This is a genomic window from Puia sp. (assembly GCF_036500295.1).
Taxonomy (GTDB): Bacteria; Bacteroidota; Bacteroidia; order Chitinophagales; family Chitinophagaceae; genus Puia.
The window spans coordinates 1-12,671 of sequence record NZ_DASYCH010000146.1; the positions used below are offsets into that span (position 1 = coordinate 1).

7 protein-coding genes are annotated in these 12,671 nt (G+C 57.6%); 1 reads left to right on the forward strand and 6 read right to left on the reverse strand.

Annotated elements, in window-relative coordinates:
* Nucleotides 1–1,433, reverse strand: a 1,433-nt coding sequence (locus VGM48_RS25520) for a glycoside hydrolase family 97 N-terminal domain-containing protein (protein ID WP_331583945.1), incomplete at its 3' end; no start/stop codon positions are given.
* A gap of 122 nt (nt 1,434–1,555) precedes the next feature.
* Here VGM48_RS25520 and VGM48_RS25525 point away from each other — a divergent pair.
* A complete protein-coding gene (locus tag VGM48_RS25525; protein ID WP_331583947.1) occupies nt 1,556–3,013 on the forward strand; it encodes a glycoside hydrolase family 88 protein in 1,458 nt (485 codons plus the stop codon).
* 313 nt (nt 3,014–3,326) lie between these two features.
* Here the strand turns inward: VGM48_RS25525 and VGM48_RS25530 are convergent, their stop codons facing one another.
* The 5 genes from VGM48_RS25530 to VGM48_RS25550 form a co-directional block, all read right to left on the reverse strand.
* A complete protein-coding gene (locus tag VGM48_RS25530) occupies nt 3,327–5,054 on the reverse strand; it encodes a RagB/SusD family nutrient uptake outer membrane protein (RefSeq protein WP_331583949.1) in 1,728 nt (575 codons plus the stop codon).
* A gap of 18 nt (nt 5,055–5,072) precedes the next feature.
* Nucleotides 5,073–8,192 (reverse strand): TonB-dependent receptor, encoded by a 3,120-nt coding sequence (locus VGM48_RS25535; protein ID WP_331583951.1) that lies wholly within the window; start codon nt 8,190–8,192, stop codon nt 5,073–5,075.
* A 136-nt stretch (nt 8,193–8,328) separates the two neighbouring features.
* Entirely contained in the window at nt 8,329–9,729 is a 1,401-nt protein-coding gene (locus VGM48_RS25540; RefSeq protein ID WP_331583953.1) for an alpha-L-fucosidase, read from the reverse strand.
* A 20-nt stretch (nt 9,730–9,749) separates the two neighbouring features.
* Nucleotides 9,750–10,961 (reverse strand): alginate lyase family protein, encoded by a 1,212-nt coding sequence (locus VGM48_RS25545; protein WP_331583955.1) that lies wholly within the window; start codon nt 10,959–10,961, stop codon nt 9,750–9,752.
* A 1-nt stretch (nt 10,962) separates the two neighbouring features.
* Nucleotides 10,963–12,671: glycoside hydrolase family 2 protein (locus tag VGM48_RS25550; protein WP_331583957.1), on the reverse strand; the 1,709-nt coding region annotated here is incomplete at its 5' end.

The following is a 12,671-nucleotide window of genomic DNA, read 5'->3' on the forward strand; positions in this document are numbered from 1 at the left end:
AAAGGAAGTGTCGTCTCATGGGTGGCCCGGTCAGCCAGGCGGCTCGACTCCATTCCCCGGACCGCTTCGCGGGTCATCTCGTTAGGCCAGGTACGGGAGAGGCCCGTCGGTTTATTGCTGCCATGGAAGTCGACCAGCAGATGTTGCTCCGCGGTCTCGCGCAGGATCGCATCGTAGAGGTCGATCACCTCTTTTGCTTCGTGGTCGAAAAAATCGATCTTCAGTCCTGCGATGCCCAGGTCGTGGCAGCGTTGAAAGAGCGCCCGCCGCGCCGTCGAATCGTGCAGGTCCTTGCTATGCATCCAGACCCAGATGCCCACATGCCGCTCCCGCGAGTAGTCGACGAGGTCCTTCAGCTGCTCGTCGGTCCATTTCCGCCAGAACCCTTCGAGGATATTGTATTCAAACCCGAGGCGGGCCGCCTCGTCAGTGAAATGCTTCATCACCTCGGGGGTGCCGTCGCCGCCGCCGTCGAGATACTTCCAGACGGCGCGGCCGGGTCGCAGCCAGGGCTCGTGAAGTCCTTGCGGAAAAAGCCTGGCGTCCGGCGGCGCGCAGAGGTCCGTTACGATGTCGCTGTTGACCAGGGTATTCAGGTCGGCGCCGATGATCATCACCCGCCAGGGCGTCGAGATCGTTGCTTTTACGACGGCGGGCTTTGCCAGCCGTGCTACGTCGTCGGCGGAATACCGCAACACAAAAGGATGGGAAGCCGGTTGGTGATTCGCCAGTCGAACCACCAGACCGTCTTTCCCATCGGATTGCAACACCATCCCACTATAGCGTTGCAGGTTCGCCTCGGTAATTGCCATGTATGATCCCGAAGGCAGTTTTAAGGTGGCCGGAGGCGCGACCCACTCCTCCGCCCGAACGTCAGCGAGTTTCTTTTTTACGTGCGTGCCCTCATAGTGTCCGTTGATATCATGATACCAGATGGTTGCCTCGCCGGGAAGGCGAAAGACCGAAGCTTCGTCGGGGATCCGCTGCGCGCCGGGCGCACCGGGGACGATCACGCGAAAGGCCGCTCCGTCGTTGAAGACGCGGATCTCGACGGAGAACAGGGTCTTATCTTTTGCCAGGTCCACCGTCAGGCCGTTGCAGTCGTTGACGGCCGGTGTATGGACACCCACCCAGTCATATTGCTCATGAATGCTGAACTTCTTACTGCCCCGGACCACCGCCCCGCTTGTCAGCAGCCGCCCGTCAAGCACGAACCGCAGGGGGGAGTTCTCTACCACCGGCTTGCCGCCCGCCTCGACCCGGAAGAGCAGGTCCCCCGTTCCGGCCGACAGATGGAAGGAAAGCTGGCCGTTGGGGCTGGATACGGTTAATGCCGACTTCGAAGCCGGGCCCGGTGAGGTAGGGTCCGGCGAGGCAAAAACAGAAAAACAAACAAGATGGGCTACGACCGTTGCGACAAGCAATTTTTTCATATCTGCAAGTGAATAAATTAACTAAAACGGCGAAACCACCCAATTAGCAATTTATTCAACTATTCTGGCATTCGTTTCCGGGACAGCCGAAAAACCCGGAAGTTTGAGTAAAATAGACAGCCATGCACTACCACAAACGATCGCTTTGTTCGCCGGTCATTCTTCCTGACGCTGCCCGGGCTTTTCCGGCGCTGCTAACAACCCTTCTCCTGTGCCTGTTCACTGCCGGCACTGCCCGGTCCCAAACCCCGGACAACGATCCCGCGGTCCTCGTGCGCCGGGTCGCCGATCATATCCTCCAGACGACGAGCTTTCGCTTTGTCAACCCCAAGACGAGCGAAACCTATACCAGCACGAAGGGGCTCACCCCTTCCGCCGATATAAAAGCGGAAAGCAAATTCAACAAATGGCAATATGTCAACGGCGTGCTTGCGGTCGGCATGATGCAAACGGCCGCCGGTCTGAAAGACACAAAATATTCCGACTATGCGCGGAAGAATTATGACTTCATCTTCAGCAATCTCGATTATTTCAGGAAACAATATGACGGCGGCGCCACGGGGGTGGAATGGCGGCCCGTCATGAAAATAGGTTCTCTCGATGACTGCGGCTCGATGGCTGCCGGGCTGCTCGAAGTATACGCTTTCGACAAAAATTCCGCGTATATGGACTATCTCCAACGGGTAGGCGACTATATCCGCAACAAGCAGGTGCGGTTTCCCGATGGGACGCTTGCCCGCAACAATCCCCGCAAGATGACGCTCTGGGCCGACGATCTTTATATGAGCGTTCCCTTTCTGGCGCGAATGGGGAAGACTACCGGCGACAAGGCATATTTCGATTTCGCGGTGCAGCAGGTGGAGGCTTTTAACCGCTATATCTACGATAGCCTGTCCGGGCTGTATTTTCATGTTTTCTACAACGACGAGAACACCAACGGCGTCGCGCACTGGGGCCGTTGCAATGGCTGGGTGGCGCTGGCGCAGACCGCCCTCCTCGACGCGCTTCCCGCCGACGATCCCCGCCGTCCCCGGCTGACGAAAATGCTTCTCCGGCAGATCATCGGCTTCTCCCGGTATCAGGACAGTACGGGCATGTGGCATCAGTTGCTCGACAAACCCGACTCCTATATGGAATCCTCGGTTACGGCCATGTTCATCTATACCGTCGCGCATGCCGTCAACAAGGGCTGGATCAGTCCCCATTACCTTTCCATCGCGCTCAACGGCTGGGACGGCCTTTCCCGCAGGGTGACTGCCGATGGACAGGTTACCGATATCTGCATCGGCACGAATGTCGAAGAGAATATCCGTTTCTATTATGCGCGCCCCCGGGAGACAAATGATACGCACGGGCTCGGCCCCTTTCTCCTTGCGGGAACCGAATTGATCCTGGCGAAGGAAAAAATGCCGGCGACCCGGCGGAGCTCGACGACCTCGAGCACATCGAATGGCTCGACGACGGCTCCTGGAATCGCACCAGCTTCTCCGGCTACCGCGTCATCTTCGTTCCCTTCGCCAACGGCCGCTCCGGCGCCCCCGAAGATTTCCTCACCGGCTTCATCGCCAACGAATCCATGAACGAAGTCTATGGCCGCCCCGTCGGCGTCTTCACGCTGCCCGACGGATCGCTTCTCGTCGCTGATGATGCGGGGAATACCGTTTGCGGGTGAAGGTTGCCAGTATTGGTACGATGCTTTGAAGAGGCGTTATTTTTTTGTCCATATATCAAATGGGGATGCCTTCTTTTCAATCTGATTTGGTCTCATTAAAACGATGAATTAATGCAAATTTTTCGTTTTGAAACGAAAGATTAATAAAAAAAATGGCCCCCTTTAGAAAAAGGGGGCCGTAAACGATTGCTTGCCAAACTAACAGAGGTCGAGTTCTTTCCTCAATTCCACAACGGATCCGACATCGGGCCGTAGGCGGGGCCGGATGTCACCGCCTGGATCTGCGAGGTGGGGATCGGGCGCAGGGTATCCTTCCCGACGATATTAGCCCGCCCGTCGGAGCTATGCGCGATCACGCGGGGCAGCAGCTGATGCGTGCGCACGAGGTCCCACCAGCGCGTCATCTGGCCGCAGAGTTCGCGGCTGCGTTCGTCGAGGATGAAATCCTGGGTTATTTGCGCGGCGGTGATATCCATCGCTGCGACGTTGCCCGACGGATAGGCGGCGCGTTCGCGGATGGTGTTGATATAGCCGACGGCCGCCGGGAGATTGTTCAGGTGCATCGCCGCCTCGGCCGCGATGAGATAGGTCTCCGATAAGGTCCAGACGATGACCGGACGGATCGACGGGGCATTCATATCGCTGCGCCGCGTGTCGATATACTTTTTCATGTAAGGCCCCATCTGGATATTGTACTTGCGCGGCGGCATCAGCAGATAGCGCGTCGCGGCGATGGTCACATCCGACACATCGGAGCCCGGCATATAACAGGCGGTATCGCCAAGTGCAAATTTGGGCTTGCCGGCCAAAGAAGGATCCACACCCGACGGAACTGGATTAGGCCACTTCGGGATCCCTGCCGCATTGTTACAGAGCCACACCGTCTGAAAGGTCTTGTTATATCGCATGTCGTTCGTCTTCTCCTTGAAGACGGTATCGGTCAGCCACCGCGTCGGCACCGCCCGGATATAGGGCCGGCCGTCGAGGATATCGCGCTGCATGCCCGGCACAAAGGTCTCGTATTTGGGCACCCACATATGCACCAGCACATTGTCGTTGCCGCTGCTGTTCTGCGTCGGCGAACCGTTATACGCCAGCGACGCCGTATGCTGAACCGTCCACAACACCTCTTTGTTGGACTCGTTGCCTTCCTGGTAAACACTGCCGAAATCCGGCAACAACCCCAGCCCGAGCGAGGCGCTGCTGGTGATCAACCCCGACGCCATCGTAAACGCATTCTGGTAGTCATCCGCATGCGCCGCCAGCGAACTGGCGCGGGTCAGGTATACCTTGGCCAGCAGATGCCGCGCCGCCGCAGCCGTGGCCTTCCCCGGCAACACCCCGCTCCCCACCGGACTGGCCGGCAACCCCGCGATCGCATCCTGCAGGTCCTGCACGATGAAATCATACACATCGGAGACGGGACTCCGCTGCGCCGACGTGGTCGGGGTGGACTGGAAATGTTTGTTCAGGGTCACCGGCCCCCAGAACTGCACCAGCACGAAATAATAGTTGGCCCGCAGGAACTTCGCCTCGGCGATCATCTCCTTCCGCTTGACGGAATCCAGGTTGGCGATCTTCGGACCATAATCGACGAGCCCGTTGCAGTCGTTGATAAACGTATAACAGGAATTCCAGATCGGCGAAAGCTTCCCGTCCGACGGCGTATACCCGCTGCTGTAATAATTGATGTTGTTGCCGGTGCCGTCGTTCCCCGTGATGAACTCATCGGTCCCTATGCAGGTGATGGTGAAGAGGTTTTCCGTTCCCCAAAGGTTTCGCATCCCGCCATAAGCGGCGTCCAGTCCCGATTGGAAGCCCTGCGCGGTGGAGAAAAAATCGGGCGTCACGACGGAGTTCGGGTGTTCATTCAGCTGTTTGCTGCAGGACAGGGCAAGGGTCAGCAGGAACCCGGAAAATAGCACGTGTAGTCTATATTGCATCTTCATGTTCGTTGTGTTTATTGATTAGAAACCGACATTCAGGCCAAAAAGCATCGACCAGCTGGCCGGCGTGTTGAGATTATCCGTCGTACCGGTCAATTCGGGATCGATCCCGTGATACTTGTCACGGTAGGCAGAGAAAAGAATAAAGGGGTCCTTGGCCGTTGCATACAAACGGATCGATTTGAATCCAATGCCTTTGACCACCGGCTCGGGCAGCGTATAGCCCAGCGTCATACTCCTGATCTTTAAAAAGCTGCCGTCGAAATAGGCAAACGTACTGTGATAGGGCGGATTGGTCTGGGCCGAATTCGCCGCGGACCAGCGGTTGGTCGGATTCTTCGGCGTCCAGTAGGCGATATTGACATTGTTATAATTGCCCTGCATCGTGCTCGCATAGCCGGCCCCATACAACGCCGACTCGATCGTCCCGCCCACCCGCGCAAAGGCGACAACGGTGAGGTCGAATCCGCGATAGGCAAAGCGCTGCGTGGTCCCGCCTTCCCATCTGGGTTGCGGCGTACCGACCACAGCCTCGTCTCCGGCATCGATAACGCCGTTGTGATTCCGGTCGAGGATCCTGGCCTGCCCGATGACCGACTTGTTTCCCGTGATCGTCTGGCCCAACGCCTTGGCATTTGCAGAATCCTGCGCCGTAGCCTGCCAGACTCCCGCCCGGACATAGTCGTAGAAGGACCCGATGGGCCGACCCACAAACCATTTATTGGCCAGATCGGCGGGCTTGCCGTCAAGCGTGGTATTGATGCTGGGCAACAGCTGGGTGATCTCGCCCCGGTTGAGATAGAAATTCACATCCGCCGACCAGGAGAAGCCATGATTGGAATGGGACTGGATGATATCCGCGGCGAGATGGAGCTCGATGCCCTTGTTCTCGCTCTTGCCGATATTGGTGAGAATCTGTGAGGGAATACCGGAGGACGCCGGCAAGGTCACCGGCATGATCATGTCGCGGGTATAGGAGTGATAAACATCGATGGACCCCGTCACCCGGTTCTGCAGAAATCCGAAATCGACCCCCGCATTCGCCGTCGCGGTGTACTCCCAGTTCAGATTGGGGTTGGGTGCGGCGTTGGGATACAGCCCGGTGGTATTCGTAGAGCCATAATTATAGGTCTGCGCCGTCAGCGAACCCAGGGTCTGGTAGGGGTTGATGGCCGGATTGCCGACCTCCCCATAACTCGCCCGAACCCGCAGATTGGTCAGGGTCGTCTGGTTCATCAGGAATTTTTCCTTTATCGCATTCCAGGCCAGAGCCGCCGAGGGGAACACATGATATTTATTCCCCGGCGCCAGCTTGGAAGACCCATCCGAACGCATGGTTATCGTCAGCAGGTACTTATCGTTGAATGTATAGTTCAGCCGGCCCATGTATGAGATCAGCGCCCAGGGCATCAGGTTGTTCTTATTGGGATCGGACGTGCTGTTGGTAGCCTGAAAATTGGCGCCCAGCGCCGGGTTGAAATACTGCGCCTGGTCCGAGAGCACGCTGGCATAGTCAAAGGTGTTGTTCTGTACGCTGTATTTTTGAAAGCTGTACAACCCGGTGAAATTGATCTTGTGCCGCCGGGCGATGGTCTTGTCGTAGATGAGCATGTTTTCCAGCGTATAACTCGTCGTCTGGGTCGTGGCATTCTCGGCGGTTGACTGCACACCCAGGTTGTTTGTCGTATACCGGCCGTAGAAATTCCCATAGACATCATTGCGGATCTCCGCACCACCGTTGAAGCGGTATTTCAGGTTCTTCATCGGGCTAACCTCGACATAGACCGTCGAGAAGGTGCCCAGGCGATTCCTTTTCTCCACTGAATTTCCCGGCAGAAAATCCGCGAGGGGGTTCCACACCTGGTTCGCACTCCCCGGCAGGAAATTATTGATCAGCTTTCCCGTGCTGTCATTCGGCGACACCAGCGGGCTGGCCCGCAACGCCTGCCCCATCGGGTTGACGTTTTCCCCCCGGGTGACGGTGTACGAATTGAGCGAACTAAGGCCGATCTTTATAAAGTCATTCAATCGCTGGTCAACGCTTAGCTTCAGGGAATACCGGGTAAACTCCTGGCCGGGATAGACTCCTTTCTCATCATAATAACCGGCGCCAAGCGCATACTGGGTATTGTCGGTTCCGCCCGAAACCCCGAGTTGATGATTGGTGCTGACGCCTGTCTTATACACCAGCTTCTGCCAGTCTGTGCTGCGGCCGTTGGCGATACCCTGCTTTTCTTCCGGGGCCAGGGCGATCAGCGAACCGTTGATCAGGTTGGGATCGTCGGGTCCGGTGTAGACACCCGGGTTTCCGATGAAGGTGGCCCATTTCTTCAGCTGGAGGTATTGTGGACCGTTCATCATGGGGTATTCCCCAAGCCATTTTGTAAAACCGGCATACCCGCTGTAGCTGATGCGGGGCTTTGCCCCTGCCCGTCCCCGTTTGGTCGTCACCAGGATCACCCCATTGGCGCCGCGCGAGCCATAGATGGCGGTGGAGGAGGCATCCTTCAACACTTCCACCGAGGCCACATCATCCTGGTTGATATCATCGATGCTTCCCTGGAACGGGATCCCGTCGACGACAAAAAGGGGATCGTTACCGGCTTTGACCGACCGCGTTCCCCGGATCAGGATATTCGGCGACTGACCGGGATGACTGTTGCCCTTGCTTTTTTCGATGTCGATCCCCGCCGCCTGGCCCTGTATCGCCTGGCTCAGGTTGGCGGATGGAACATCCTGGATGGCCTTCTCGCTTACCGAAGCGATGGAGCCGGTGACCTCCGACTTCCGCCGTGTACCATAGCCGACGACGATCACCTGGTCGAGGTCGTTTCGGTTCTCCTCCAGCCGCAGCTGGAATGCCGGCAGATCGGTTGTCCCTACCCTGACCTCTTTGGGGACATACCCCGCATAGGAAAAAACCAGGGTACCATTGCGCGCTACGGATAACTGAAAGCGCCCGTCCGCCCCTGTCGTCGTACCGGTCCTGGTCCCTTTTACAAGGATCGACACCCCTGCAAGAGGTTCTCCGCCGGAGGAGGTGATCGTTCCATGAACAGCAACGGAAGAAGGCTGCGCAGAAAGAGTGAGAGAAAAAAATACCGTGAGAAAAAACAAACCGGCAGTCACAAGACTTTTCATGCGAACAGTTTTAGTTGAAATAAAAAAGCAATTCGTTACTACCTGCAACTACGCTATATTTTAGCCTCGCTGCTTTCGCACAAATTGCTTTTTACTCAACTATCTTGGCACCGCCGCCATGAGCCTACGGCGACTGCTATTTCAATTCAACCTTAACCACGGAAGCGATCGCATCCGGCGCCGCGGCCGGTACGGTAATAACCAATCCATCGGCGCCGCTTGCTGTTTTCAATGCAGCACCACCGGCCAGCAGGCTTGCCTTCTTCACCTCGCCCTTCACACCCGGCACCACCAGTTTGCCGTCGGCGGGCCAATCGAATACACTCAAATAATAGACCTTCCCTTTTACCGTACAACGCCCCCAGGGCAGCGGCGCCAGCGGGCTTGCCTTTGTGCCATAGATGGCTGCCCCGTTCACTTTCATCCAGACGCCGATGGCTTTCAGTGCATCGATGCTGGGCTGCGGGAATTCGCCTTCCGCGGTGGGGCCGACATTCAACAGATAGTTGCCGCCCTTGGATGCAATGTCTATGAGGTTACGCACGAGTGTCGTCGGCGTCTTCCAGTTATGATCCGAAGCCTTGAAGCCCCAAGTGCCGTTCATCGTCATGCAGGTCTCCCAATCCTGCCCGTCCAGGTCCGACAGTTTCGGGATCTTCTGCTCTGGGGTCTTATAATCCCCGGGGAAATCGGGGCGCTTGAGCCGGTCGTTGGTGATGATCTTCGGTTGCAGAGCGAGCAGCGCATGCAGCTTCCCGGCATACGCATCGGTCATCCCTGTCGGGGTATCCCACCACAGCACGGCGACGTCGCCGTAGTTGGTCAGCAATTCCTTCACCTGGGGAACCGATACCTTGTCAATATAGTCGCCCATCGAATCGGTCGTCTGCGCCGGGTCCCAGTGGCCGCTGTGCGCTGCTGTATAGGCATCGATCTTCGCCGAGTCGGGGTTTGCCCAGCCTTCCGAGGTCGGCTTCCGGGCTACGGCGCCGCCGGGATTGTTCCAGTCCTGTGCCTGCGAATAATAGAATCCTATTTTCATCCCGTATTTGCGGCAGGCCGCGACCAGCGGCTTGAGCAGATCTTTACCATATGGCGTGGCATCGACGACGTTCCATTTGCTTGCCTTGCTTCCAAAGAGGGCGAAACCATCGTGATGCTTGGCGGTGATCACGATATACTTCATCCCTGCGTCCTTCGCCATCCGCACCCAGGCGTCGGGATCGTATTTCACCGGGTTAAACTGCCGGGCCACTTTATGATATTCCGCAACGGGGATCTTCCCACGGTTCATGATCCACTCCGCCGCCTTGCCGATCGTGTGACCGTCATATTCTCCCGCCAGCTGTGCATAGACACCCCAATGGATAAACATCCCAAACCGCGCGTCCCGCCACCAGGCCATGCGCTGGTCCCGCGTCAGCGTGTCACTGCCCGCCGACCCATTCCCAGGGCCAGCCGTCTCCCGTGCCAGCGGCTGCGCAAAACCGCAGGCGGCCATAACAACAAAAACTCCGGTAAAAAAGGCTTTCTTCATATGCATTATTTAATGTCTGACTATTTTGGCAGATCCCGGGCCGAACTGCTGCGCGCCATCGCTACCCCGGGCGCGGCCTCCGTCCTCCGGTCCAGCCAGATCAACGGATGGCGTACCGCCAGGTTGCGGATCACCTCGGCATTTTCCGGCTGGTGGTCGAGCCGCTTCCAGGTATCGAGCCAATCCTTCCGCCCAAAAGCCTCGGCCCCGAAGACCAACGCCGGCTGGGCCACGGGCCACTGGTCCCAGTACATCACATCCTGTGCAAAGGGCCACTTCCCCTTGTCGGCAATATAAGGATATAAGAATTCGATCCCCTTCTTCATCGATCGCCCGTCCGGCGTGGTAAAATTCCACAGATCGTCCCCGGGCCCCGAAAGCAGTTGACAGATCGTCGTCATCGCATCCAGGTTGAACAGCGAATAACCATAGGGTTTCGTCCGCCGCAGCTCCTGCGGGAAACTCCCGTCCGCGGCCATCTGCCTGGGCAGCAAGACCGTTTTAAACCGCTGCCGGCAAAACTCCATCAACGCGGTGTCGCCGGTGAAGCGGGAAAAAGCCGCCACCTGCATCACCCAACAGGTGCCGTGATTGTTGGCGGCATTCATCTCCTCTTTTCCGTAGGGATGTGTCGTCAGCCATTGCAGATACCGCGAGAACCATTCCCTGATCCTCGCCAGCAACACCCGGTCCATTGCCGTGGACCCTTCCATCGCCTCGAGCCCCTGCACCACCTCCATCAATTGTATCGTATCGATGATGCCGATACCCCGGCCCGTTGCCCGGCCCTTTATCGCCTGTGCGTATTGCAGATCGGGATCCATCATCGTCGCCGTATCGACAAACCAGGCCCGGGCATGGCGAAGGGCCTGGGTCACATATTTATTATCCCCTGTAAGGATATACGCCGAACCCAATGCCCCCATGATCCGGCTGAAGCGGATCATCGCCAGACGGTGGGCCGTAAAATTCGCCGGGTTGGTCTGCCCATCCTTCTGGATGTAGGGACTGTCGGCAGATACGGGATTCGGCCACCAATAATCCCCTTCTGAAAAGAAATCATGCCGGCCGCCTGCGCTGCGCGGCGAATGACTCGCCGTCACCGTCACCGGCGCTTCCTTCATCGCCGCCGAAGCCTCTTTCATCACCAACGGCCGCAAGGTTTTTATAACGAGCATATCCTGCGCCCTAGCTCCCCATCCCGCCAACAAAAATAAAACAAGTAGTCGCATATCATTCGTTCTTTAGATCAAAAAATACTGTCGGCAATCCTTCCGATGCCGCGCTGATGACCGACCGGCCGCCCTGCAAGACGACCCGGATCATCGAGACCCCGTTGAAAGTCTGGACCACCCGGGAGCCCGTCGACGTCCCGAGGTCGTCGACCAACCGGCCGTCTCCTGCCAGCCCCCAATGGATCCGGTTGGCCGCATCGAGGCAAGTCACGCCCTTCGCATCCAACAGGCGCACCCGGACCCACACCGTATCGCCGCTCGCGCGCGGCAGGCCGCCGGCAACCGTTTCACTCCCGCTCAGCCGGTCCATCTCCATCTTAGTCGGCTTTCCCCATTTCTCCGTCTGGTAGTCAAAGGTCACGGAATCTCTCACCACCGCCGTTCCCCGTCGCGCGACCGCCACGAGGCTATTCTTCCCTTTGTGGAAAGTAACGGCCCAGCGCAAACCCGCCGCCGGGAAATCCTGGCTATTTCTGTGTCGCAACCCCGCACTGACGCCGTTTACGAAAAGTTCGGCTTCGGCAGCATTTGAATACAGCTTCACCATCCTTGCCTCGCCTTCGTCGCCCCACCGCACCGGCCAGCTATGTCCATAAATATGCGCCATGAGTTTCGAGGTCCAATACGATTGAAAAACAAAATAGCTTTCCTTCAACGTCCCATCGCGTTCGACGACTCCTTTCTGGTTCACAAACGGAACGGGGTTATCCGGCCGCAACGGCGTGGAGAAGTCCTTAAAGACCCACTGCGCAGCGCCTGTCAGCCAGGGCATCTTCTCCTGTGCTTTAAGATGCCAGTCGAAGAGATTACAAATATAGCTCTCGCTCCAGTCCCCATCTTTCGAGACCCGCGCCGCACCGCCATACAGGGAGGCATCCCCCGCCCGTTCATCGGTTCCCTGGCCGCCATGGACATTCAGCAAGGCCTTGTCCGGGTTCTCCGAATGCCGCCGCGCGTGGCTGTCGCCACCCCATTCCATATGCACAAAATGCGAAACTTTTTTAAATTCTTCTTCCGTCGCAGCCGCATACTCGGTAAAAATCCCGCGATACCAGCCTGCCCAGATCGAGGGCGAATAGACATCGGGGATATCGCTGCAGAAATCACAACGCCGGATAGCAGTCTTCCGCCCGGGATCGAGCCGGTGCGCCAGCGCATTCAATTCCTTCATAAAACTGCGGATCTTCTCTTTGTCAAACTCCTGGAAGTCTCCCGGCCAGTCATTTTCATTACCGAGCCCCCAAAGGATCACCGCCGGATGGTTATAGTGCTGGCTGATCATGTTCGTCAGCATCCGCCGCGCCTGCTCCCGGTAGGTTGCCCCGCCAAGCCCGCCGCGGCACCAGGGGATCTCTTCCCAGACCAGGATGCCCAGGCTGTCACAAAGATGCAGGATGATCCGCGATTGCTGGTAGTGTGCCAGCCGGATATAGTTGACACCCATCTCCTTCATCAGGACCATCTCCCGGCGCATCTCCGCCTCTGTCATCGCCGCCCCTTCGCCGGCGGCATCTTCGTGCCGGTGGGTTCCCTGCAAGAGCAGTCGGGCGCCGTTGAGCATAAATGGACCATGGTCCACAAACTGATAGCTCCGGAATCCGATCTCCGTCGAATCCGTACATACCCCGCCGTTAGCATCCTTCACCGTCACGAGCAGATGATACAATGAGGGCCGGTCCGGCGACCATAGCAGCGGCGCCTTCACGT

Excerpts from the sequence above, each read along its gene's own strand:
- VGM48_RS25540 (WP_331583953.1), bottom strand. The coding sequence starts at position 9,729 with ATGAAGAAAGCCTTTTTTACCGGAGTTTTTGTTGTTATGGCCGCCTGC.
- VGM48_RS25535 (WP_331583951.1), bottom strand. The coding sequence starts at position 8,192 with ATGAAAAGTCTTGTGACTGCCGGTTTGTTTTTTCTCACGGTATTTTTT.
- VGM48_RS25530 (WP_331583949.1), bottom strand. The coding sequence starts at position 5,054 with ATGAAGATGCAATATAGACTACACGTGCTATTTTCCGGGTTCCTGCTG.
- VGM48_RS25545 (WP_331583955.1), bottom strand. The coding sequence starts at position 10,961 with ATGCGACTACTTGTTTTATTTTTGTTGGCGGGATGGGGAGCTAGGGCG.
- VGM48_RS25525 (WP_331583947.1), top strand. The coding sequence starts at position 1,556 with ATGCACTACCACAAACGATCGCTTTGTTCGCCGGTCATTCTTCCTGAC.